At 58.8% G+C, this 23,092-nt stretch carries 17 protein-coding genes and 2 pseudogenes; 4 read left to right on the top strand and 15 right to left on the bottom strand.

Translation table 11 applies throughout. From position 1 onward, the window contains the following. Positions 1 to 309: 309 nt before the first annotated feature. From EOHIBHHM_RS25965 to EOHIBHHM_RS25955, 3 genes are all read right to left on the bottom strand, one after another. Complete coding sequence (locus tag EOHIBHHM_RS25965) at positions 310 to 1,206, bottom strand: SOSS complex subunit B family protein (protein WP_497259100.1); 897 nt, start codon at positions 1,204 to 1,206, stop codon at positions 310 to 312. Between the two features lie 694 nt (positions 1,207 to 1,900). After that, the gene (locus EOHIBHHM_RS25960; protein ID WP_497259098.1) at positions 1,901 to 3,190 is read right to left on the bottom strand and encodes an outer membrane protein assembly factor BamB family protein; all 1,290 of its coding nucleotides are present in this window, start codon (positions 3,188 to 3,190) and stop codon (positions 1,901 to 1,903) included. Beyond that, positions 3,183 to 4,358: an outer membrane protein assembly factor BamB family protein gene (locus EOHIBHHM_RS25955; protein ID WP_497259096.1), complete on the bottom strand. Its 1,176-nt coding sequence runs from the start codon at positions 4,356 to 4,358 to the stop codon at positions 3,183 to 3,185. The genes EOHIBHHM_RS25960 and EOHIBHHM_RS25955 overlap by 8 nt, the downstream gene beginning before the upstream one ends. 187 nt (positions 4,359 to 4,545) lie before the next feature. Between EOHIBHHM_RS25955 and EOHIBHHM_RS25950 the strand changes: the two genes are divergently transcribed. Continuing rightward, positions 4,546 to 4,764, top strand: a complete 219-nt coding sequence (locus EOHIBHHM_RS25950; protein WP_058571186.1) for a hypothetical protein — start codon at positions 4,546 to 4,548, stop codon at positions 4,762 to 4,764. Between the two features lie 260 nt (positions 4,765 to 5,024). Beyond that, positions 5,025 to 6,002 carry a DUF7983 family protein gene (locus EOHIBHHM_RS25945; protein WP_497259094.1) on the top strand — a complete coding sequence of 326 codons (978 nt, stop codon included), beginning with the start codon at positions 5,025 to 5,027 and terminating at the stop codon, positions 6,000 to 6,002. Between the two features lie 32 nt (positions 6,003 to 6,034). Here EOHIBHHM_RS25945 and EOHIBHHM_RS25940 read toward each other — a convergent pair whose 3' ends face one another. From EOHIBHHM_RS25940 to EOHIBHHM_RS25915, 6 genes and pseudogenes are all read right to left on the bottom strand, one after another. After that, positions 6,035 to 6,508 (bottom strand): hypothetical protein, encoded by a 474-nt coding sequence (locus tag EOHIBHHM_RS25940; RefSeq protein WP_497259092.1) that lies wholly within the window; start codon positions 6,506 to 6,508, stop codon positions 6,035 to 6,037. Between the two features lie 61 nt (positions 6,509 to 6,569). Continuing rightward, complete coding sequence (gene mntA, locus EOHIBHHM_RS25935; RefSeq protein WP_497259090.1) at positions 6,570 to 7,052, bottom strand: type VII toxin-antitoxin system MntA family adenylyltransferase antitoxin; 483 nt, start codon at positions 7,050 to 7,052, stop codon at positions 6,570 to 6,572. Continuing rightward, positions 7,049 to 7,573 carry a DUF7342 family protein gene (locus EOHIBHHM_RS25930; protein WP_497259088.1) on the bottom strand — a complete coding sequence of 175 codons (525 nt, stop codon included), beginning with the start codon at positions 7,571 to 7,573 and terminating at the stop codon, positions 7,049 to 7,051. Before EOHIBHHM_RS25930 ends, mntA begins: the two co-directional genes overlap by 4 nt. A gap of 139 nt (positions 7,574 to 7,712) precedes the next feature. Then, positions 7,713 to 7,943 (bottom strand): DUF8150 family protein, encoded by a 231-nt coding sequence (locus EOHIBHHM_RS25925; RefSeq protein ID WP_497259086.1) that lies wholly within the window; start codon positions 7,941 to 7,943, stop codon positions 7,713 to 7,715. After that, a complete protein-coding gene (locus tag EOHIBHHM_RS25920; RefSeq protein WP_497259084.1) occupies positions 7,921 to 8,523 on the bottom strand; it encodes a hypothetical protein in 603 nt (200 codons plus the stop codon). The genes EOHIBHHM_RS25925 and EOHIBHHM_RS25920 overlap by 23 nt, the downstream gene beginning before the upstream one ends. 218 nt (positions 8,524 to 8,741) lie before the next feature. Then, positions 8,742 to 9,380: pseudogene (locus tag EOHIBHHM_RS25915) on the bottom strand (phage NrS-1 polymerase family protein); the annotation flags it as partial. Positions 9,381 to 9,455: 75 nt separating this feature from the next. Here EOHIBHHM_RS25915 and EOHIBHHM_RS25910 point away from each other — a divergent pair. Next, complete coding sequence (locus tag EOHIBHHM_RS25910) at positions 9,456 to 10,280, top strand: IS5 family transposase (RefSeq protein WP_497256876.1); 825 nt, start codon at positions 9,456 to 9,458, stop codon at positions 10,278 to 10,280. 19 nt (positions 10,281 to 10,299) lie between these two features. Here EOHIBHHM_RS25910 and EOHIBHHM_RS25905 read toward each other — a convergent pair. From EOHIBHHM_RS25905 to EOHIBHHM_RS25880, 6 genes and pseudogenes are all read right to left on the bottom strand, one after another. Further along, positions 10,300 to 10,926 (bottom strand): annotated as a pseudogene (locus tag EOHIBHHM_RS25905) (phage NrS-1 polymerase family protein); the annotation flags it as partial. A gap of 340 nt (positions 10,927 to 11,266) precedes the next feature. Continuing rightward, positions 11,267 to 15,268, bottom strand: a complete 4,002-nt coding sequence (locus EOHIBHHM_RS25900; protein WP_497259082.1) for an ATP-binding protein — start codon at positions 15,266 to 15,268, stop codon at positions 11,267 to 11,269. A 57-nt stretch (positions 15,269 to 15,325) separates the two neighbouring features. After that, positions 15,326 to 16,378 carry a hypothetical protein gene (locus EOHIBHHM_RS25895; protein WP_497259080.1) on the bottom strand — a complete coding sequence of 351 codons (1,053 nt, stop codon included), beginning with the start codon at positions 16,376 to 16,378 and terminating at the stop codon, positions 15,326 to 15,328. Positions 16,379 to 16,380: 2 nt separating this feature from the next. Further along, positions 16,381 to 18,285, bottom strand: a complete 1,905-nt coding sequence (locus tag EOHIBHHM_RS25890; protein WP_497259078.1) for a VirB4 family type IV secretion system protein — start codon at positions 18,283 to 18,285, stop codon at positions 16,381 to 16,383. A 2-nt stretch (positions 18,286 to 18,287) separates the two neighbouring features. Next, a complete protein-coding gene (locus EOHIBHHM_RS25885) occupies positions 18,288 to 19,337 on the bottom strand; it encodes a TraC-like domain-containing protein (protein WP_497259076.1) in 1,050 nt (349 codons plus the stop codon). Then, positions 19,334 to 21,079, bottom strand: a complete 1,746-nt coding sequence (locus tag EOHIBHHM_RS25880) for a TrbL/VirB6 family protein (protein WP_497259074.1) — start codon at positions 21,077 to 21,079, stop codon at positions 19,334 to 19,336. Before EOHIBHHM_RS25880 ends, EOHIBHHM_RS25885 begins: the two co-directional genes overlap by 4 nt. An 817-nt stretch (positions 21,080 to 21,896) precedes the next feature. Between EOHIBHHM_RS25880 and EOHIBHHM_RS25875 the strand changes: the two genes are divergently transcribed. Beyond that, positions 21,897 to 23,033: a helix-turn-helix transcriptional regulator gene (locus tag EOHIBHHM_RS25875; protein WP_497259072.1), complete on the top strand. Its 1,137-nt coding sequence runs from the start codon at positions 21,897 to 21,899 to the stop codon at positions 23,031 to 23,033. The last annotated feature ends 59 nt before the right edge of the window (positions 23,034 to 23,092 follow it).

Raw genomic sequence — 23,092 nt, 5'->3', positions numbered from 1 at the left:
TATTCGTCCTGATATCTATTCCATACGGGGTTCCTCTACCCGCTATAATCGGAAATTATTCTTATTACAGAGATTATTCGAGATGGTCTGTTGCTCTTGGGATGGGTTTGGTTTGTTCTATGAATATAATCAACAAATATACTTGAATTTTATGGTCGGACTCGGTTGTCGGCTGCACACGGAGGCCCCAAGTTCGAAACGATAGCGAAAGCCCGGCGGCTGGTGAGCCGCCCGGAACGTGGAGGTTGGGTGGGGCGGCGGGAAGTGGGCGAACGGGCACGTAGCAAAAAAGAAGGCCCCGATGACTGGCTATTCCCACCACCGACCGCGCTCGGGGAAGGTGAGACTCGACCACCCAGTGACGGCTAGGGAGACACGACCCTCGTACCAGTTTCGCGCCGCGCCATCGATGCGCACCTGCTCGCCCTCGTCCATCAATGGAGCGTTCGACGCCTTCCAGACCGTCACTCTGGTTTTTCCACTGTCGTCCGCGATGAGTCCGACCTGAGCGATGCTGGGATGCGAGGGAACCCACAGTGTCTCGACACGCCCCGCAATACGCACCTCTTTGCGATTGACGTCCTCGAGCTTCCCGAGGGGAACCACCTGTCCCGGCGCCGTCTGCAACTCCTCAAACACGCTGACGACCGCGCTCATCATGTCCTTGCCACCGACCACAGCCTCACCGAGTCGCCGCCCAATCGCCGCTCGCGACCAGCCATCGAGTTTCTCGCTCAATCGGACTGCCTGGGTGTTCACCGCCGCCAACTGCTCCTGAGTCAGCTCTTCACGCGGATCAGCTCGCTCGGGGTCGGCCCACTCATCCACGCTCGCCGCTCGCTTCTGGAACGCCGTCCGTCGCTCCACACTTCGCTTTGCCGCCACGTCTCGCGACCGCTCTTCCCGCCCGTCCTGCGTTCCGAACGTCGCTCTGGCACTGATGCGCTCCAGTTCTTCCTCACGGCCCCGAATGCGCTCTTCCTGTTCGAGGGTTGCCCCGTAGATCCGTTCGTCATCGGTATCGACGATTCCATCCGGGTGGTTTGCGTCCACCTTCGCTTGCACTTCCATCTGCACCGTCGCTCTGAACTCCGGCGTCTCATCGACGACCTCGAAGCCGTCCTCGTCGACCGCTGCTTCGTTTTGTTTCTCGAACGCCTGTTCATCGACCGAAACTACATTACTGGTTGCGTTGTTACTTGACATTGGAACTCACACGTTCCTGAAGGCGCTCACGCGCCCGACACCGCGATGCCTCTACATCGCGGACTTCTCACACCGTCACCCGACAGACCCGTCTCTGCGCTCTCGCTCGCGCCTTCGTGAGCGCCCCCTGGGGCGCGAGCGAGAGCGCTCACGGAAGGCTCCACAGTCAAGCACGCGCGCCGGGGAGGCCGGTCCGAGTGGCCAGCGGAGTTAGTCTTGTCGACGACGAGCACCGACTGGAGCGCAGGCGTCGACTGACTAACCCGCTGGCGCTTCGGGAGAAGCGAACGACGCGCGGGACGACCACCGGGAGTCCCGCGGCGTGCCGAGGCGAACAGCGTGAGCCGAGCGCAGGCGGCCGGCCGAACGGACGGCGAGCGGGCGTACCGAATCGTCACATCTGACAGACAGTGAGGCAGCGACGCTGACCACTCTACACCGGGTGGGACTGAAAGGGGTCGGACGATCGGCGTGCCCCGGCGACGCAAGCACCGCAGGAACGAGGCGCGCAGCGAATCGCGGTCGGCGAGCGTTTGGGGGCTTTCGTGGTAGTATTCACTGCATCTTCCAGCTGGATGACCCTCTAGCAGCCATTTACTCCATCGTTATCCACTCTCACAGGGGAGTCGATGCCGAAGCCTGGCAGGACAACTCCCACTCCGACCGAGAAACGACGAGAGCCGATACCGCCTAGTCACCCAGTTGGGAGCCGCGCCAGGCCACCGGTGTCACGGTAGGAAACGTACAACTCGTCCTCGGTCGCTGATACGCCGATCCGGTAAGAATCTGGATCGTGTTGCCACCGACGCGACCCGCTGGCAGGATTGTAGGCGGCGAGTTCGTTGTCGCTGGCCACCACGAGGATGTCACCGACACGCTCCAGCGTCTCGACCGTCCCGCCGATCGCGATGTCGGTCGTCGTCTGCCATCGCCGGGTGCCATCAAGGGCGAAGGCATCCAGCCGAACGAGGATGCCACCGTCGGGGTCATCGACTGAGCTCGCAACGAACACACTCTCTGGGGTCGTCGTCACGGTCTCGAGTTCGTACCCGACGCTCCGACGCCACAGAATGGATCCATCATCGCGATCAATAGCGACGAGTTCGTCTGAGCGATCGTCACGGCCAGCCCGCACGTAGACATGCTCACCAAGCCAGAGCGGTGGCCCAAAGTGGCTGGTCACCTCGCCGGCCACCGATGTCTCCCACAGGACATGCCCATCGCGGGCCCGGCGCATCCGGACGGTGGAATTGTGGACCGTCACGGCCCGGTCACCGGTAGCCACGACGTAGGGATAGCCGTCGCGAGCGGGCGACTCCCACAGCACCTCGCCGGTCGTCGGAGCGAGCGTAACCAGCTTTCTGTCCCCGTTTGAGTTCGTCACAGGAACGATACAGGCCGACTTACTGAGTGTGGGGTACGGATACGTCCGGCCCGACTGCTGGAAGCGAGATGAGCCGTCGCGTGCATCGTAGCCGGTGACCGTCTCTCTGACCGGGTCGATGCCGACCAGTAGCGAGCCCTGCCGACCGAGCCATCTGTTCCGGGCCTGTCCCTCCACGTGCCATAATTCTGTCCCCGACAGCCCAACCGTGTAGAGGTCTCCGTCGGTGCTGTGGACGTGGACTGGTCCGCCGGATGCCGGAACAGCTGGTCGTGCCTCGATTGGACCACCGGTTTCGACGGTAAAGGCCCGGTCCCCGTCAGCCGTGAACGCGTGGAGTCGCTTATCCTGTCCACCGACGACGACGTGCTCGTCAGTCGCGGCTGGTGGGCCCGCGGCCACGGCGGTCGAGAACTCGCGCTCCCAGAGCGGTTGCACACCGGGCGTCACCGACTGCAGGCTACACCCCGCCAGCGCGAGCGTCCCTGCTGATGCGAGTGACGCGAGTGCCCGACGGCGCGACCAGTTCCGGCTGTCTTGTCGCCTGCTCGCGTCCTGTGGGGAGTCGTCCGCATCGCCAGCGGTGTCGGGTTCACGCATCGGTGATCGCCTCCGGGGCGACCCGTGTCAGACCGTACGCTTGTCCCAGATAGACGGTCCCGCCAGCCGCCTGTGCCCACTCGACGCTGCCGCCATCATCGAAGGGTCTGCCATCAAGCGGGACTTCCCGGACACGCGTGCCGTCCTGCTCGTGGACGTAGAGCACGGTTGGGCTGAACGGGATGGTGCCGCTTGGACCACGAATGTGGTGGTTCCCACCAACTAGCGTTACTAGTCGGTCGCCGACCTGCATCGGCCCATGGGTTACGGCGTTCCCGAGGTCATCGCGCCACAACTGCTGGCCCGAGACCGTGTCGAACGCCCGGAGGGTGTAGTCAGCGCCGCCGACGTACACTCGGTTGTCGGTCACCAACGGTCGTGCGAACACGGTGTTGGCCAGCGAACCGCGCCAGTCGACGCTTCCGGTCGCAGTGTCCAGTGCCAGCAGTTCCTCTGTGGCAGCACCGAGGTATGCGGTCCCATCAGCGGCCCCAACGGCTGACAGCGCAGCACCGATCTCCCGAGTCCATTCGACTGCCCCGGTCCGGTCGACGAAGAGCACACGGCCGTCGACCAGGGGTGCAACCACACCATCAGACGTCGCGCCGGGAGCACCCGACAGCGACGCGGGCAAGGGGTGGGTAAAAAGCGTCTTCCCGTCTGCACGAGCGACGCCGACTAACCGGTCTGGCACGTCATCCTCAGTACCGGAGATGGGGACCACGATGCGGTCACCGAGTGGAATTGGGGCAAACTCGACGACGCCAGGGTCGGCATCGTCGATTGGCGCGAGCCGGCGCTGCCAGACGGTGTCACCCGTGGCAGCATCGACGGCGACCATCGTTTCGGCTTTCGAGATGGCGTAGGCCCGCCCATCACCGACACCGATGGGTGATTTTTCGCCTTTCACGACCGTCACAGCCCAGGTGGTTTCTCCGGTCTGGATATCTAGGCCGGCAACGATCGGTCGATCGCGGAACGGACTGTGCGAGCCGGCAATGAGGTGACCAGCGTCGGTCATGGCGACGGACGAGGGTTCTCGAATCCCCGTATGCCACGACCGCTGAATTGGGGACGACCCCTCACCACGGAGACCGGCACAGCCAGCGATGCCGCCGACGGCGCCGGCTAAGACGCCGAGGGCACCACGGCGTGTCATGGAGGGCATGTACCGAACGTTACAATAGCCATTATATCAGTCTTGTTCTTAGAGTACAAAGGGTTTGAACTGCGCGAGACGGTTGATGCCTCGGTTTGCTCGCTTGGACTCAGAAAAGGCATGGGATTGACACTGTGAGAAGGAGAAGCCAACACAACCCCAACAGTCTCGGTGGTCGCTGACAGTATCTGAGATAATGCAGAACTCGTCGACTCCGCTGACGCCATCACAAGAAGCTGCACTTGGACTCATCATGCAGGGTGTCGATGACGAGGAGACGATTACACACGACGCAGCTGTCGATATTCTCACTGCAGGTGGCTTCGAGCGGCCCGAGGCACACGACCTCCTCGAACAGCTGTTGCTGAAAGGCTATCTCTACGAAGCGACGGATGGGCTTCGACTCACTGGTTGACCCACTCGAGCGCTCGAAACTGAGACGCTGAGAAGTCGTCGTCCTATTAACCAACAGACCCGGACCTACACGAGTTTTTGTTGGTTAACACTGCTCTGCAACACCGACGACAGACTCCACCGTTTCCGAAGCTTTCGGGCGAGCATGAGACGTCGTAGTCGATCGATCTTCACACGGGGAAACGCTCCCAGAGCACCAGAATTCTCCTCGTCGTCGAAAGCGAGCCGAGACGTTTTATCGCCGGACGGCAAGTGTCACGTATGCCATTCACTGGGAGTTGGCACACGCTCCTCGAGGAGTGCGACGCACTTCCCGCTGGGTCGACACTCGTGACGCCGCTCACGGAGAAGCGATTCCGCATTACCGACAGCCAAGCACACCGTGTCGTTATCGAGTTCGTCGACTCCGGTGACTCACAGCCGCTGCAGCGCGACCAGTTCGCGACACTTGCCGAGCGAATCGAGGAGGTCGGTGGCACGTTCGACTTGAGCCGACTTCCACCCGATGCCGAACCGTACGCGGCAGTATTGAGTCTCCATCCACGCTACGAGTGCGACGAGCGAGCGGGGACGATTACTGAAACCGACGACCCGACGAGTTCACAGTTGGTCGAAAGTCGCCCTGCTGCAACCGACAACAGCGAGCGCGTCGAACCCGATCTCGACGTCTATGCGGATATGCTGCTTCTCATCGACGCGCTCGAACGGCACGACCCAACAGCACTCGCCGAGTGTGAGACGCCGGTGCTCATCAATCTCTACACGCTGTGTTCAGACGTCCAGCGCAACGCTGGTGATCTCCGTCAGTCGGTCCGGGAACTCCTCCTTGACCGACTCCATCACGATCAACCCGTCCACGGTCAGTACGGGTCCGTCCAACGAACAACGCGACGTAATCGGACTCTCAAGGATGACGAGGACGTGTTGCGTGCCCTCGAAAATGCGGGTGTCCCTCGCGAACAGGTGTTGGGTGTCGACCGCGGGAAAGTCGACGACGCACTCGACGTGACCGACCTTTCGGAGTCGGCGGTGTACGATATCGAAGAGCGTGCGTACGTCCGGAAAGCCGACGTCGACGACGAACACAAGCAAACGCGACTGCAAGGGCTGAAAGACCGCCTCACCGCAAGTGATGACCCAGAAGCCGAGCAGTTACGCGAGGAAGTGGAGGCACTCGAACGCCGAATCGAGGAGTTGACCGAGTTCACACCGGGAACCGAAGTCGGCTCACGTTCCTGATGTAGAATTTGCAGCCTTACCGTCTTGGATCTTCAGACCACCGTTGGGCGTCTCCCAGCTCGCTCTCGGCGGGCCTGGACGGTGAGCGCAATCGCGGCAACTAGCAAGCACAGCGTTGGAAGCACGAAGAACCATCCGATGCTCAGCATACCGAGAATTGAGATACTCGTCCCGATGGCTACGGTCGCCCAGATGATGTGTCGATAGCCGAGCCACGCAGCAGCTCCGCCAACGGCGACGAGTCCGATGAGCACCATAGCCCAGCCGAACAGGACCGGGGCATTGCCGCCTGTGCTCCCGAAGAGATAGTCGATCCCTGCTTCACAACCCCGAGTAACCACAGTGGTGGACTCTCCGCCGGCGCTCTCGGTAGCCGTCTGCGTCGTCCAGCATGAGACGGGGCCGAATGCGCCCAGCATGAACAAGAACCCGTACCCGCCGCTGAGCCACGCGAGCACACCGGCGCCACGAGCAACACCGAGCAGAGAGGGCTTGGGGAGATTCATAGTGAACTAGACGGTGAAACAAATCTTAACGACATCCCGTGGCGGGGACGACACCCCATCGTCATCGCTGTCGGTCGTGTTCCTCGGATGCTGGACCACTGGACCCGCTGAGATGCGCATCAATCTTCGCGAGTGTGTCGTCGAAGCGTTCGCGTGGCGACCGTGTATCGGATGATCTGTCGGTCACACGCCGCCGAAGCTCTTCGGCGTGCTCCAGGTCGCCAACAAGGAGAATTCCCTCCCCGAAGACCGATGCAGCAACGCCTGGTGAGAGGCTGTGGATATCGACGAGGTCTACGTCATCCCTTTCGAGTGCCTCGCTGAGGTCTGCGCTCAGACTGAAGAACGCGTCATTGTACGCCGGGTTCTCACGCTGAGTCGTTTCTAACTCGACCGCAATGTCGATGTCGCTCGTTGGATGGGTTGTTGCTGTCGCGTAGGAACCGAAGCAAAGTGCACACTGCACCGAGTGCTCTCGAAGAACCCCTCGAAGCGTCTCAACTGGGAGGGAGTCGTCGATGGCAGCTGACTCAACGGATCTCATTGTTGATTTTCGGCGCGACTGCGTTGCAGGCGAGCCCGTTCAGTAAGCTTCCGCTCCTCTCGAGCACTCGCCCAATCACGGAGGTCACTGTACACGTCGTCGATTGTCCGGTCACCACTCGCCTCTGCAACAGTGACAGCGTCAACGGCTGCCGGTGTCGACGCGTCGTATGCTGCTTCGTAGTCTGCGATTCGGCCAGTCAATTCACGGGCGCGTGCTTGGAGTTCCTCGACTGTGTGTTCGGTTCGGAGCCGCTCGATTCGTCGCCACTCGAAATAGGCATCGTTACGCTCGTAGGTGGTTGGGTCGTCGCTCGGGTTCTTCACCACGCCAAGTTCTGTGAGGAAGCGGAGGTACTTTCGAGCGGTATCGGGCGTGACGCCTGCTCGGTCTGCGATGTCAGCGACACGCAGTGGTTCTCTGAGCTGGAGGGCGACGTCGTATATCTTTTCGACCGTCGTCCGGCGCTCGAGTGCGGCCTCCCACTCAGCAACGAAGTCCACTGACGGCGGGTCACTCATGAGATACGCGAGTCTGTTTGCCTCACAGACTAATGGAGTTGTCTCTCAGAGTCATATGTTCTTGTCTCGCTTGCTCTCTGCAAAGGGCATCTCAAGAATGATGACACACCCAATCCGGTTTTACGCTGAGTGTCGTCAGTTACTCGTCTGTCTGCGCTGCCTCAGAGACGCGCCGATAGTGTTCGGCTGGGAGTTGGGAGTCACGTGCTGATTGAACTTGTGCGTTCACCAGTTTGTTGAGCTGTGGACCCCACTCCTCAGGCGGTGCTGACTCGACATACGACGCCCACCGTTTGATCGACTCAATGCGCTGCTTATCGTTCCGTTCATGTTTCGCATCGAGTCTGTCACGCACGTTTGAGTCGCTCATATTTATCCTCCACAGCAAGTCGTTCAACCCAGTGTTCGAGTTCCGACTGCCTAAGGCTTTCTCCGAAAAGGGTGTACAGATGCACCGCATCTTCGAATGACGTTTTATCGCTCAGATACAGTTTATAGGCGATTTGCAGTTCCAACGGTCCAATTGGAAGTGCTGCAGTGCCAATCTCTGCAGTGATTGAATTGTCGAGTGATGCACGGTCGAACTCGTCGTCGACGAACTTCACCTCCAGATGGGGAATCACCTCGCCCTCGGGTGCAACCCAGATGTTGTCGTCATTGGAGAGCATCGTGTACATGTCATCAAGGGGCATCGAAGCACCCCAGAAATCCTCGGCTTTCAATCGATCGACGAGACGTTCGATAGTTGACTCATCGAGACGCTCAAGGAGAACATCAATGTCTTGGGTGGCACGGGAGCGTCCCGCTAAAATCGCAACGTAGCCGGAAATGAAGACGTGGTCGATGTCGAGGTCAGCAAGGAGTCGAGAGAAGGAGATCGCCAACTCGTCTAGTTCGTTTGGGGGTCGTTCGACGACTAACCTCCCGTCACGAAGCTCGATTCCAGTCATGTACTTTGATACTCTGGTTCGAGGTGGTTAGATGCGTCGGAACCTCGGTTCTGTGGATCTTGTGTTACGATTTGTCGTTGGGTCTGGGCAGCTAATTCGTATTCATCACTCATGGGCTTGTTTGAAGACTCCTACGCCCTTCTGGGGGAGACAAACTCTTCTCACAGCCCCCAGAGAGCAACAATCAGTACTACTTAGCCATTCAGTCAACCATAGAGTTACTCGGCGTCTGTCCCGAGTAATCGTTTTGTCCGTCCCCACAGCGACGTCGTCTCTGACTCTCCCTCGTCACCAGTCGCTTCTGGATGACCGTCGTCGCCGACGTCAGACTGGTTAGTCTGTGTCCTCTCGGCATTACCGAGACGCTTGACCTTTGCTTCAAGTTCCTCGATACGCTCCTCTCGCTTGTCGAGCGTTGCTTCGAGGCTGTTCACACGCTCTCGCAGCAACCGATTTTTCTCCACGAGGTATGCTCGACTACGCGTGTTGTCGGCGTCATTGCCATCGCTGGTGGCAGATACGTCTCTCTCGGCCTCTACTCTCGCCCGTGGCTCGTAGAACTCTGCGGTCCGTTCGATGGCACGCTCGATGGTCTTCTCGCCGTACGTCGATCCGTCGGCGTAGTGCACTTCGTCCCACTTCTCGCGGATCAACCCTGACTGGCGGAACAACTGGTCCATTTGGGTCGTGTCGCCGCCGCTCCAAAAGGCCAGCATGCAACACAGCGCCATGTCCGCTTCCGAGTTACTGTCGTAGCCACTGGTTGAGCCGTTCCACAGGCGGTCGAACTTCGCCCCGTTCGAAGCGTTGCTCGCTTTCTCGAGGAGGGTGTCGTCGTCGAGTGACGTGCTAGATGTGCTGTGTTGAATAGACAGACGGCGTCGGGATAGACCGTCAAATCAGTAAGGATGAAGCCGAGGAGGTCGGGTATGGTGGAAGTCGATCTCCTCGACTTCGTTGAGTGGTTCAAGCGTCTAGCCAAACAAGCCTTGGGAAAGCACGCGGGCGAGCCCGCCACCGGCGGGTTCGCCCGCTGGAAGCACGTCGTTATTCACGGGTTTCGGCTCGAAGAGGAGCACAGCTTCCGAGAAACCGCAAATCGGCTGAAGTACATGGGTGACATACGGGACGTCCTTGAGTTGAACAGGAGCGACGTCCCAGATTACACGACGCTGAACAAGTCGTTCGATCGGTTCAAGATGTGGGTGTGGCGGGCGTTGCTGCGCGTTTCAGCGCAGCAACACCCGCAGTCTGGATTCGCCGCTCTCGACAGCACGTTTTTTGATCGAGGCCACGCCTCTGCGCATTATCTCGATCGGTCGAACCAGACGGTTGAGACGATGAAAGTGACGACATTGACCGATACAGCGTCACTCGCTGTTCTTGACGTGCAGTGCCACGCGCAGTGGCCACATGATACGAAATCAGGGCCGCAGGTCGTCCGCCGGAACGCGGACGACCTGCATACAGTCGCTGCTGATAACGGCTTCCAGGATTGGCACTCTGAATACGAGTTCTACAGCCTCAGCGTGGAACCGTTGATTCACTACCGTGGATCGTCTGCGAACGCGCTCAGCAACAACGCGCTCATTCGAGAGCGTGGCTACACCCAGCGTTGGATGGCTGAAACGTCGTATTCGTCCGTGAAGCGCTCGCTCGGCGATGCCGTGCGAGCGCAAACCTGGTATCGAGAGTTCCGTGAAATCGTCCTGATGTTCGCCATCATCAACATCGAACAACTCTGTGATCCGCTCTGATCCCTACGCCGTACCCCTATTCAACACAGCAGCTAGATGTGGTCTCATCTCGCTGTGTGACATCCGTAGGAGTGTCCGTCGCTTGTGCGGGCGTCTCCTCGGCGATGTACTCACGATGGATCGCTTCCAGGGCGTCTTGTCTCTGCGACACCGCTGTTGGTGTCCCTGTCACTCGGTCGCCGGTGACGGTGAAGAATCGCGCTGTGTCGTAACACTCCATTTTGCCACGTCGATTGCGTCCCTCCGGCAAGCTCCCTTGGATCAGCACGTGATACCCCGTTCCCGACGGCGACACTTCAGTGTAGGAATCCAGTCGGGTGATGATGTCCTGTGCATCGTCGTCGACGTCGCCCGTTTCGGGATCACGACAGTCGTCGAGGTCGACGCCGACGATCGGGTCCTCCTCGGTGAACACAAAGCCGATTCCATCGGCCCGGCCACGTTCGAGATAGTCACAGGCAGTCTCGAACTCAGCCCACGTTTCTGGGTCCGTCGACGAGGCGAACGACCCCACCCCTGGGACCACCGGAATCTTCGTCGCTTTCCCGTCGCGTTGCTCCCGTCGCCAACACACCCACTGGGATCGTTCGACTAATTCTTCGGGTATCGATTCCTGTGTCAGCATCTCGGTAGGTTTCTCAGTCATTGGGTGTCTCCTCTGGAAGCCGCGCCCCTTTTGGCGCCAGAAAAAATCCCCCGCTGTTCGCTTCGCTCACTTCCAACGCCCTCACCCCCCTCTATACTAGTTGGTTTTTGCGATGCGGAATTGCCAAATCCGCAAATAGAAGCGCCATATCGCAGTCCTACCGCATATACCGCATTTTCCTGAACGGGTGTCTCTGATACCGCATAGCGGTATTGGGTGGAACACCGCCACGTCTTGCGATTTTGCTGATTTCTCCGCATCGCAAATTGCGTTTGCCGTAATGCACTCTCCGAATGCGGTGCAAGCGATGTAGAAGCGCTATACCGTACGATATCGCGATTCATCGGGTTCCCTCCGAATCTTGGAGTGCAATGCCCAGATAGTAGACTGTGGACTCCCCATCTGGGTGCTTCGTCTCCCGTTCAAATTCTATCTGATTACTGAGACGACGGCCAAACCAACTCCTCGAATCGACAGTTGCACTATGATTCTCAGCCCACGTTTTGTACCGCTCATAGACAGCTGCTGACTTGACTTCGTTCCCCTCATCGACCACCAGACATTCCTTGGCAAACTGCCCGGCGACGATGTTCGGATCGTCTCTCCAACCCGCCTCGAGATCCGGGTAAGCTACATCATCGCTTCCCCCAGAGGCAGTTGTCTGTGGGTCATTACTGGAGCCAAACGATGTGTTGAGGAGTGTTTCGAGTGGCTTCGTGGAACCATCCCTATAGGCGACCGGCTCATCGTCCTCACGCAGAATGACGATTGCATAGCTGTCTGTGCCGTATGTCGGATTCGCCAACTCCGCTGCTGGGATGAACGGCTGTTTGATTGTCACCCAGTCAGTCTCCAGCGCCGCTTTCGACTCATAGGTGTGAATCTCCCCTCGCTCAAAGACGAGATATTCCTCTACTGGGTGGTCATAGCTGTAGGTTGCAGGTACGCGATCTTTGGTGACTTCGTCCCATCCAGCGGCACGCAGATGCTCTGTGCTACTTCCATCCTGAAGGACAATTTCGTCTCCATCCTTCACCCACACAGAACGCTTCGAGTCGTCGCTCCCGTTCACTGGTCGGATGGCCGTCACGCCACCCTGTTCGGTCGCACCGCCGTTGAACGTCAACGGTGCATCGTGCGTATAGAACCGCGTCTCACCGTTTGCAAGTTCACGAACTGGCGGTGAGAGGATAGTCTCGATTCGTTCAGCCCAGTAAGCCTCTGTCTCTCCTGTTCGGACGACAAACAGCGGAACTGCGCTCTCTGCTTGTGCCTTCTTGAGATTCGTGAGCACCTTCGTTGGGTACTCTGGCGTCGTCGTCTCGACCTCGATCGCGAACGGTGTTTCGAGGTCCGGATGCGTCGCTCTTGCGTCCGGTTGCTCACTCCCATCTTGCGTGAGAATCGAGACGGTGAACCCCAGCGGCGACAACGCCTGTTCGATCTCCAAGAGCGCATCGTCGTGGTCACTTCCACCGGCAGATCGCACGTCACCAGTGTCGGGTTCGGCTGCTGTTTCTCCGGCGTCTGTAAGTCGGACGATGAGTTCGTCGGCGTCGATATCGACCGTGGTGTCGAGTAGTCGCGACCGTTTGCGAATCTCCGTGAGTTCCTCATAGGCCGGTGGCTCGGCCTCAACCCGCTCGTACAGCTCTCGAAGTGTCTCATCGACTGTCTCGACACTCACCCACTCGTTGTCGTCACGAACGCCCTCACGGAGTTGCACACTCCGAACGGTCTTCGCGATGGCGACGTCCAGATCGTCGGTGTGCACATCGAGTAGGTCTCCAAGTTCGTCGGGCGTCGTCGCCGTCGGCTGGCTGGTGTCTCGAGGGACGCCGAACTCCTGCTGTGTCCGCTCGTGAACATGCTCAAGCGCATCTTGGAACCGCTGTTCTTCCTGTGCTGAGAGCGGCGACTCACTCTCTGGGTGGCCCTCCGGAATCGGGAGTGGTTTGACGTTGAACGGATAGGGCCCGGTCTCGCCGAACGTCGGACTCGGGAGTTGAGCAATCCATTCACCACGTGGCAACGACCGAATTCGATTGGCGAACGCTTCAGGGTCCAACTCTTCGTGGGCCATCGCGTTCGCGAGTTCGCGGTCAACGTTGATCTTCCCGACGAGCAAGGTCCCGATGTTGTTGAGCAGGTTGAGATACAAGCGTCGGCCACCCTCGGCTTGCATCTGCTCGGGGAACTGCATCGCTAGTCCTACCGAGAGTCGGAAACTCCGCCCTTTCTCGAGCATATTGTTGAGAACGTCAGAGGCGGCCATAGAGGCAGCCTCGTCAATCATGAGGTTAACTACGTAATCGTCGGGGCGTTGCGTCAGGTCGTCCTCGTGCGTCCGGAGCGCGTCTTCGAGCATCGCGAGGATGAGGCCGGTCAGCAGTTTCGCCGCCTCGTCACTCAGGCCCCCGAGGTCGAACAGGATGACCTGGTTACTGTCGAGGATGTCATTGAAATCGAGCTGCCGAGCGGTGTTGTTGAAGATGCGCCGGAGATTGGCGTCCTGAGAGACGTAGGCGAGACGATTGTTCAGCCCCGTGAGGATCGTCGAGAACGTGTTCGCATCGGTGTTGGCCTTCCGTCGAAGCTCGCGGCGGGCGGCGACGTCGGTCGTCTTTGGGAGCGCCTCCTCGTTCGGTTCAGGTGGGCCAGCAGCCGCGAGTTGATCCGAGGCATTTTCGAGTTGTTCGTGGCCGAAGTAGTCCTCACTCTCGCGGTAGCTGCCGTTCTCACGACCGTACTCCTCGTCGAACAGCGCCTTGATGAGCGACTCGATGAGGATTGGGGAGGTCGCAGCGCGTCTGAACAAGTCCTTCCCCATCACGAGTTCGAGAATCTGCTTGTACTGGTCGGCTTTGCGCTTGATTGCGTCCGTCCGTTGGACGCCACGCGAGAGGTCTGCTCGGAGGTCGAAAAACGAGAAGCCGGGCAGGATATCCGGGACGGTGAAGTGCAGGACGTTTTCCTCGAGGTCCTCCATCCCGAAACGCCGGCCGTGGGCACGCATGTAGTTCTCCGCGAGTCCGTCGCCCTTGTGGTCAAGCACGATGACCGGCCCATCGGTGTTGGCGGACGCCGAGAGGATGTCGTTGAGCAGTGCTTTCGACTTCCCGCCGCCCGTCGTCGCCGCCCGGAGATAATGTGTGACTAGCGACGACGTCGGGATGCACACCGGGTCGTCTTGAGGCGTGCCGTTCTCGTCGACGGCGTGACCGATCGCCATTCCCTCGCGCAGACTGTCCATGTGGTCGTGGTGCGGGAGTGGTAGCGAGCTTCGACTCTCTTGTTCGGAGCGCGTTCGTCGTGAGCCTTCAACACTCAACTCGCTTCCCGACGGAATGGTGGTGAACTGCGCGAGTTCGCGGGAATTACAAACGAAATCCGGTGTGGTTCGCCCCCGACCAGTCACGAGCTCTCGATCGAGAAGTTGGTCGAACACAGCGAGGGCGTGCTTCCGTTTCGACGACGCCCGGTGTCGATTCGCTCGCAGGCGTTCGCGCTCGACTTCGTAGAACTCCCCACCAATCGAATCGAAGACCGTCATGAGGTCGTCGAGTTGGGCGTCGACTGGTTCCTCGTCGACGTCGGTTGTGGGCACAGCAACCGCCCGGAGATTGACCGTGAACGTTCGGCGGGGGTTCTTGGCACTGAGTTCCTCGAGTCGTTGGGTGGCCCCGTCGCTCAGATGTTGTTCTTTCTCGGCGAGCGTTCGTGTGTCGGTGAAGACGGCGTCGACGGCCTTGTCCATCAACGTATCCGTCTGGTTTCGGAGGTTGAGCTTGCGGTTCTCGGCTGTCGGTGACCAGTCGGGTTTCCGCTGGAATAACACTTGGAAGACGGTGGGTGCCTCGACGTCGGCGAGTTCGTCGACGAGTGAAACGAGTGGGAGTGACAGGTCGTCGTCTGCGAACGGTTCGGCGTCGTTCCGCGTGAGCAGCATCATCCAGTCGTCTTTCCGCATACTCGATCCCTGCCATCGCACGCCGCGTGGTGAGAGATCGTCGCGCGGTGTGTCGTCGTCGACGAGTTTCGATTCGACGTCGAACGACTCTCGTGAGAGGTCGAACGACGACGGGTAGATCCGCGTGAGGCGTTCTTCGAGTGTGTCGAGGTGAGTGTCGGCGCCGTAGTAGAACTCGACTGGTTCGTCGGCACCCTCGCTCACGACGAGGAACTCGAACGTCGGCGGCGTCGTCGAGTGCAGCGGGTTCAGGCGTTGTGTGAACGAGGACTCTTCGGCAGTGAGTTTGTGCAGACTCTCAAGGGCGGTTGGAATCCGAGCGGTTGGGAGTGTTTCCGACGTGGGCGTGACCCGGATATACTCGCGGGTCATTCGAGGATACCTCGCTGGGTGGTGTCGTTTGTGGAGCGATGCGGCTGTCGGAGTGGATTAGTTGTCGTCATTGTCGCGAATGCGAAGGAGTTCGAGCAGGCGGTCTTGGGCGGCGATACACTTGTCTCGAAACACCCGATCGTGGGGGAGTCGAGCGATGATGTAGGCGGTACTCACGGTCGGCGTCAGCGTCGCAAGGAGTGGTGTGAGAAACGTCGGAAGCGAGGCGGGGGGCCCGACGGCGAACGAGGTCAGCGCAAGGACGAACCCGTATCGAGTGGGGAACTCCCAGAGTTCACGTCGGGGCTTCCAGACCATTCGAACGAGGTCCAAGCGCAGTGCGTCTTTGATCTGGTAGGCGATGCCCAGTGAGCCGACAAGCCAGAAAATTCGAGCGCCGAAGCGTCGACCGACTGGAGCGCTCTCGACGGCGACGAGGATGAGCATAACCGCCCCGTACAGGCCGATGGCAGAGTAGACGGCAAGTGCGTACCACTTCGGGGGGTTCCACTCGCCAGCCCAGCCTGTGGGGTCGTTGCGTTCTCTCTCGGCGACGTGGGCGAAGTATATGACTCCGAACAGACCGGTGAATATCCAGGCGAGTGTGTTTAGCGGCGTGTTGCTTACGGCGGTAATCGTTGTAATCGACTGGCTGAACCACTGCATGCCCGTGTCTGGAGAGACAAATAACGCGCCGGCGATGGCCGCGATCAGCGGGATGAACAGGAGTACGCCGACGAGAAGTACTCCAAGGACGCCGAGGCGACGCGCAAAGAGGAAGCGTGCCGTCGAGTCGGTTACGTAGTCTTTGATTGCGTTGAGCAGGTTTCGGATCTTTCCGCGTAGTGAAGTGGGGGGTTGTGGTTGCTCTGCTGCACGCTTCTTTCGGACGGCCTCACGCCACTCATCGCGTTTTTCACAGCGGCGACAGAGCACGACGTGATTCTCGGGGGTGAAGACGTTCTCGTTGAGTAGAGCAATCAAATACGATTCAGAGTTGTTCCCATCCACTTCACTCCCACAAGCCTCACAATGGCTACTCTCACGACCGAGAGCCTTGTGATGGGCATCGGCTGGATCATAGTCCGGCTGGGGAGTGGCGTCTCTCATAGCTAGTATTCGTTCGACGAACCCTGCTCTGCAGACGTCTCGATTAGCTGTGCTTCTTCCTCGAGTGCGGTCACTTTGACTGGGTACGTTCCCTCATCCTCAACTGAGACAAGTGCATGGCTGTACCCTCGGTCTCGATCACCCGGCTTCGCATTGCGAATGAACTCTGCCTCGCGAGAGGTTAACCCGAGCTTCGCCCGATTCTCCTCGGAGAGCCCAGGAAGTCGATAGAGAATCTTCATCGAGCAGTTGTTCGCGATGGTCTCCGCTCGGGGGTGAATGAAGAAGTCCTTGAGCTCCTGCGTCACGAGATGGATGCTCAAGTCGTAGTGCCGAGAGTGCCGTGTGGCACGGTCGAGCCACTGGAGACTTCCCTCGTGTTCCATGAGGTAATGTGCCTCGTCGACGGCGAGAATGACGCGCTTGTCCGTCTCTTTGGCTCGCTGGTAGACGTTGTCGAAAAGTAACTGCATCATCAACGCGATCTCACGGTCGGCCTCGCCTTGCTGGAGGTCCAGGTAGACGACCTTCTCATCGGAGATGTTGACCTCTGTCTCACCAGCGAGATTCGAGAACTCGCCGTTGCCCATGAATGGGCGCATCGCCATCCGGAGGTCGGCAGCGCGTTCTTGCCACTTCTCGACTTCCAGTTCGGTTGGGTCGTCCGCCTCGGTATCGACCGAATCGAGGAACCCTGCAGCGTCGTCTGCAATCTCGGCGAGGATGCCGATCACATCGCGAATCGTCGGACTCGCATTGCCGTGTGTCGAGGGGTCTGCTGTGATTCCGTTGCGGCGGTAGGCTTCTCGAACAGTCGTGCCGAGGACAGCACGCTCTTTCTTGTCGAGGCCGTTGCCGACGTGGGCAAAGAACGTGTCAAAGAAGCCCATGACGCTGCTGAAACGCTGGCTGAAGGGGTCGATGTCGGGAGCGTCTCGCAGCACGTGTGTTGGTGTCTGCTTGATTTCGAGTGGGTTCAATCCTCGGGTCCCGCCAACCACGATGTGCTCACCATCGAGGGCATCAGAGAGACTGCGGAAGCCCTCCAGCGGGTCGATCATGATGAGGATCGTATCGGGGTCCTTTGCGAGTTGCCGCAGGTTCAATAGCTTCGTCCCGAACGATTTCCCCGAGCCAATCTTCGCGGCGGTGAGGATGTTGTAGCCGTTCTCTCGGTCGAAGCGGTCCATGACGACCGGGGCATCGGTCGTCGCGTGATACCCGACAAGCACGCCACTCTCTTCGATGAGGGTACTCGCAGAGAACGGAAAGAGTGCGCCCGCGGCTTTCCCCAACATCGGCGTCGTCTGTTCGAGCGTGTCCTTCGCAATCGGACTGTTACTCACGAGCCCCTCGTCCTGTGTGTAGTCGACGGACTTTGTGACGAGCCGCTTTTTCATCAACTCCGATTGCAGACGGTTCGTCGTCTCTTGGACCGCTTTCTTCGTGTTGCCGCGGATCGTGAGATAGACGGCGACTTCGAAGACCCGCTGTGAGCCGTCTGTGAGTTGGGCAAGGACCTCTTTGTGGTCCTGGAGTCGGCGTTGGGTTGCACCGAGAGAGGCCCCACCACGCTGTTCTTTCTCTCGTCTGGTTGCATCGAGATCTGTAATCGCGCGTTCGAACTGCTTGATGGCTTGCTCTGACTCACGTGGATTCGCATGAATCGAAATGTCAATGTCGGCACTCGGGTGTGTGGTCAGCATATCGAGCAGGCCGGGCGTCGCCGCTGCCGGGAAATCGGCAAAGAACAGTGTCTTCGCCCAGCGCTCACCCGTCTGTGTGATATCGGATTCGAGCTTGATACTCGACGGTGCGACGTTCTGTGCGTGCACTTGGTTGTGGTTGTCCGTACCAGTGTCGTTCGATTCGAGATTGGTGAACCGCTCGATGAGTGTCTTGAGCATCTTCAGAACCTCCCAGAGTCGTCACCGGTCACCACGGGAACCGAGCGAACGCGCTCGTTGCGTTGTCCGGCACTCGGCCCGTAGTGTGTTCGTTCGCCACTCCAGTACTCTTCGAGCAGTGCGGAGAGCTCGTCGGCTGAGACACGCTCTGCGTCACAGCCTTCGAGGTCACGAATCCCGCTCTCAACTGCCCGAAGGCGACGCTCCAGTTCCTCTTTCTGTCGCTCGCGGATCTCCTCGTACGTGAGCTGGGTACTCTCAGCCCCAAGGACTCGAATGCATCCGCCAATCATCGGGAGGTCACAGAGCTTCGCGAGTGCACCCCGGTCAGCGAGCTGTACTTCGCGGATACTGACCGGGATGAGGATGTGATACTCACGAACACAGGTTCCACGGCTCTCGAACTCTGCGGGGAACTTCTCTTGGTAGACACGGATGATGTCGCCGAGAGCAGGATTCTCGACGACGTCGGGATCGTCCAGCCGTTCGCGATACCCGGACGCAATGCGCTCAGGCTCAACGGGGCGGGCCGTCGAATGGATCTGTAGGTCGAAGTCCAGTGCGTTCAGCACACTGCCGAAGGAGTTGGCCATCGATTCCCACTCTTCGTCGGTCGCGAGTGAGAGGTTCGCTGGACTCACTCGAAGCGCGGCGACGAGATCGCCATCGGTGCGTTCAACAAGACCCGAAATGGGCAGAAATCGCTCGACCTGTGTGAGCGAGTCGGTCTGTTTGGCGGGCGTTTCAGCGACTGCGGTTTTGGTGTGTGCTGCTCGTGAAAACATAATCATGTCCGCTAACCACTGCTGTGGCGATTTGTGAGATGGCGTAACGAAAACGAAGGCCGCGGTCAACAGCAGGATGCCAATCGTTGCGAGGAGGGCACCAATGTTCAACCATTGCGGTGTTGCAAGGAGGATAAACCCACAGACAATCCCAGCAGGGATGAACAACTTCAGGTCATTGAGGCTGTAGTCGATCTCGATGCCGAAAATTTCGTCACTCGCCCCAAATTCATCGAGGATTCGTCGTGATGGGTCGCGATGGCTCATTCGTTCTGCCCCCGCGTGTTGAAGACTGTTTCTCGACTCTCAGCCGTCTGCTGTGCGTACGAGTACGGGCCACCGTATCGCTCGCTCTTGACAGCCTCTCTCACATCGTAGAACTGTTCGTCGTCGGCACCTCTCAGAACGATCGTTTGGTCTGCGTAAGCATCGTCAAACCGGTCGTAGCCTCGGTTTAAACTCCAATCACGGGTGAAGGTTGCACCGCGTCCAACATCAGTGAATTCTCCCCTGCTGTCGAAGTAACCAGCTAGATAGTTTTGACTTGTAGAGAGTTGCTGACTACTGCTGATTTCTTCGATGTCACTGCGTGCGTGAATCGGGTCTTCAGATGTGGTAGAGTGCTTCGAGTTCTTTGACGTACCAGACGAACTTGAGGTACTCGATGCTCCAAGACTCGTCGTCGCCGAGTTACCACTCCGAGCAAGCCCACCTGAGGGACTCCCCAGTGCGCCAGCCGCACTCGTTCCGGTCGCTCCAACAGCACCGGTCGAACCCGTATTGTCGCTGGAGAACGGCGAGCCCTGCACTGGGTCCACACGTGAACTGGAGGCAGCTGAACTGGCTGCGTTCGTCGCCGCACGTCCGGCTTTTCCGACCTTGTTCGACGCACTTGCGAGACTCGTCGCCGACACCGCACCGAGAAAACCGGCTGCCATCGACGAGAACGGCCGCATCGAACGCATCCCGATGAACAACATGATCGGCGACAACAGCGCAATCACCCACAGACACAGCGTCAACAGTGCATAGACACCGAGTCCCGGGACGATGGATGTCGGGCCGGGCATGGCACTTCGAGCGGCGTTGATAATTGGATAGCCGAAGCCCAAGACGAGTGCTGTCGGGAAGGGCAAGAACGAGACGGTGACGAACAGATCCCGCCCAATTTGGCCAACCTTCGAGACGATACTGAGTGGACCGAAATCGACCAAGGAGAGGGCAATGAAGATCGGGAGTGCCGGGGCGAAGATGAACACAGACACCCACGAGAGGCCAAAGACGAGCGCAATCAAGAGGAACAGCACGCCCGAGGACAACCACACGAGGATGATGCCCAGTCCGGCGGCGGCGTTGTTCCCGCCAATCGATCCGAGGTCAGCAACGAGGTCGGCCCCATCGGGGGCGACGGCGAGAATCATCCCCTGTGAGAGATGCAAGATGACGGCGGCCCAGATCCACGATGCGAGGATGAAGAACAAGCCAAACCACCCCTTTTGTCGCAGCGTCTTCCTTTGGTGCGCTGCAGCGGAGCCACCTGGGAGAATCGTCGTGAGTCGAAGTACGACCATCGCGAAACCCCACAGGGCGAGGCCGATTGGAAGGCCCTTAGTGAACCACATATCGTAGGCGGTCCCCATCGGCGCGTTCGTCGGTCGATCGACGAGCTCCATCTTGCCATCGTCGAGCGGAACAGGCCGAGAGACGAGGAACTCGACCGACCACTCGGCGACGTCGCGAGCGAATTCAAGATACCCGTGTGCGATAGCGCGAGCTGCATCAACGACGCCGTTACAGACCTGCCCACTCACGGGGTCGATACCGCTACAGTAGCCTGCTTCTTCGTTGCTGTCGCCGCTTTGTCCGTCACCACTGGGCGTTGGTTCGCCTGGTGTCTCGAGTTGGCTTGGACTCGTCGGGGCATCCGCGACGGCGAGAACGGGAACGAACCCGGCGCTCGTGACGAGTATCAGTGCAATCACCACTAAGAGACGTGAGTTGTGTGTCATGGAAGGAAGAACGTCAGCGTAGTGTCTCCTCAGAAGAAGGGGACGATACTGACACAGTTCGCGACGGACGTTCCAGTAAACCCGATGAACATCTCGATGACGACGGCGAACAGTGGCGTCGTGATGGAACTCATGCCAGCCCGATTACGCCAATCTTTGAGCGCTTGGACTGTTTGAGGGTCCTTTGGGAAGCCAGCTGCAGTATGGAGGATGTACGACAGAATCGCCGCTCCAATCATGAGCGTTCCCACGACGAGTGGGGCTGCCTGATTGATTGTCTCTGCGAGAGGCGTTCCACAGATTCCACTGCCCACCTGTGATTGTGCAGCGGCAGGTGCGGGAAGGGTCAGAAGGATAACCGAACTGGTCAACCCGATGAGGACGTCGCTCCGATGCGATTTCACGCGTGCGACACAGTTGGAGAGTCGTCGCCGAACGCGATTGAAAGGCGAAGGGTCTGAACCGGTCTGCAAATTGGCTGTGAGTACTGTCTCGTCTGCGGAATCGGAAGTGGTTGAATCGGTATTTCGGGTCATGCTGTTTTGGGGTCTGCTTCTCGAAGGAGGGGAGCGGTCAGGGGGACACGACCCATATGCAGGCGAAGGCGGTCGCTGACGGGTGCTTGGTATCCTCTCAGGTCTCTTGTGGGACTCAAGAGGACTTGCAAGACACCTCGATTCAGCCTCTCCTGCATACGTTCCACAAACAGGAGAATGAGTTTGTAGCCACCGCCGTACACACCTGTTACGCCCCGTGACAGAATTTGTTGCTTAAATTACAAGGAAATACTAAAGGGAGTACGGAGTACGAACGAATAATGAACGCTCGGGAACTTGTGACATGTTTTACAGCTGCCCAGAATCCGGACACGGTCCCGGTAGCAGCTGTCTTTCGAACGCTTCGTGAGGACAGCGAATCACAGGTGGATCTTGCAGTGGAGTTCGACACCACTCGAAAGACAATCAATCAGCTGATTAGCGAGTTTACTGAGCTCGGTTTCATCACCTCCACCGAGGATGGCTATCGCCTGACTGGCGCTGGTGCAATCGCACTGCAGCAGTACACCAACGCAGCAGGTACGATTGGAGAAGAGAGACTTCAGTTCCTTGTGACGTCACAGAATCGAGTGACGATACTGCGTTCTCTACGTGAACACCCCGCCCGAAAAGGAGAGCTTGCGTCTCGCCAGAACCTCCCCTCTCGGTCGACCGTTGGTCGGACGATTGGTACCGCGGAGACATACGGACTCGTTACCCGAACCACATGTGGGGACTATACCGTGACCTCACATGGGGAGACAGTCCTCGAAACGTACGACGGCCTACTCCACGCCTTCGAACAGATACTGGACAAGACTTCCTGCTTGCAGAACCTTGGTGTGGAGTGCGCTGAGCTTCCTGTGAGTGCTCTCGATGGTGAAGAGATGGTCACTGGGAACCCAAAGAACCCGTTCACACAGCGCAATAAGTTGGTCACGTTCCTCGACTCACTCGATGAGACAGAGGTTGATCATATACGGACGTTCTCCTCGTACTTCGATCTCGAAATCTCGAAAGCATTCAACCCGCTCATGCGCTCCGAGACTCGAATGGATGTGATCAGCCCTGCAACTGCGCTCGATGAGATGCCGACCGTCGCAGAAGGAGCAGAACACGTCAAACAAGGGCTTGGTGCAGAGAACGTTCATTGGCAACTCTACCCGGGAGAGCTGCCGGTTGGGTTGCTAATTGTCGACGAGGATTGGGTTGTTGCTGGTCCCAAGAGTGTTAGTGATGCCACCGAGGTTTCTGGCACCGTCTACTGCTCAGACCCCGAAATCGTCGAGTGGGCGATTGATCTCCACGAAGCCTACATGAGGGACTCGAAGAAACCCTTGGAGCAATTGGTTCACTCGTTTCGATCGGCGAGTAGCACCCTTTTGGAGAAAGTCATGCCAATGCAAATGCCACAGTGACGACTTGATTGCAATTTCGCCGCCGAGAGTTAAGCAAACCATTTCCGATTCGACGCCAA

Source organism: Halogranum roseipondis, assembly GCF_059695585.1.
This window is presented reverse-complemented; position numbering and strand designations above follow the sequence as displayed.

Excerpts from the sequence above, each read along its gene's own strand:
- EOHIBHHM_RS25890 (WP_497259078.1), bottom strand. The coding sequence starts at position 18,285 with ATGCTCAAGACACTCATCGAGCGGTTCACCAATCTCGAATCGAACGAC.
- EOHIBHHM_RS25940 (WP_497259092.1), bottom strand. The coding sequence starts at position 6,508 with ATGAATCTCCCCAAGCCCTCTCTGCTCGGTGTTGCTCGTGGCGCCGGT.
- EOHIBHHM_RS25885 (WP_497259076.1), bottom strand. The coding sequence starts at position 19,337 with ATGAGCCATCGCGACCCATCACGACGAATCCTCGATGAATTTGGGGCG.
- EOHIBHHM_RS25920 (WP_497259084.1), bottom strand. The coding sequence starts at position 8,523 with ATGACTGGAATCGAGCTTCGTGACGGGAGGTTAGTCGTCGAACGACCC.
- EOHIBHHM_RS25900 (WP_497259082.1), bottom strand. The coding sequence starts at position 15,268 with ATGACCCGCGAGTATATCCGGGTCACGCCCACGTCGGAAACACTCCCA.
- EOHIBHHM_RS25930 (WP_497259088.1), bottom strand. The coding sequence starts at position 7,573 with ATGAGTGACCCGCCGTCAGTGGACTTCGTTGCTGAGTGGGAGGCCGCA.
- EOHIBHHM_RS25965 (WP_497259100.1), bottom strand. The coding sequence starts at position 1,206 with ATGTCAAGTAACAACGCAACCAGTAATGTAGTTTCGGTCGATGAACAG.
- EOHIBHHM_RS25945 (WP_497259094.1), top strand. The coding sequence starts at position 5,025 with ATGCCATTCACTGGGAGTTGGCACACGCTCCTCGAGGAGTGCGACGCA.
- EOHIBHHM_RS25955 (WP_497259096.1), bottom strand. The coding sequence starts at position 4,358 with ATGCCCTCCATGACACGCCGTGGTGCCCTCGGCGTCTTAGCCGGCGCC.
- mntA (WP_497259090.1), bottom strand. The coding sequence starts at position 7,052 with ATGAGATCCGTTGAGTCAGCTGCCATCGACGACTCCCTCCCAGTTGAG.
- EOHIBHHM_RS25960 (WP_497259098.1), bottom strand. The coding sequence starts at position 3,190 with ATGCGTGAACCCGACACCGCTGGCGATGCGGACGACTCCCCACAGGAC.
- EOHIBHHM_RS25875 (WP_497259072.1), top strand. The coding sequence starts at position 21,897 with ATGAACGCTCGGGAACTTGTGACATGTTTTACAGCTGCCCAGAATCCG.
- EOHIBHHM_RS25950 (WP_058571186.1), top strand. The coding sequence starts at position 4,546 with ATGCAGAACTCGTCGACTCCGCTGACGCCATCACAAGAAGCTGCACTT.
- EOHIBHHM_RS25895 (WP_497259080.1), bottom strand. The coding sequence starts at position 16,378 with ATGAGAGACGCCACTCCCCAGCCGGACTATGATCCAGCCGATGCCCAT.
- EOHIBHHM_RS25925 (WP_497259086.1), bottom strand. The coding sequence starts at position 7,943 with ATGAGCGACTCAAACGTGCGTGACAGACTCGATGCGAAACATGAACGG.
- EOHIBHHM_RS25880 (WP_497259074.1), bottom strand. The coding sequence starts at position 21,079 with ATGACACACAACTCACGTCTCTTAGTGGTGATTGCACTGATACTCGTC.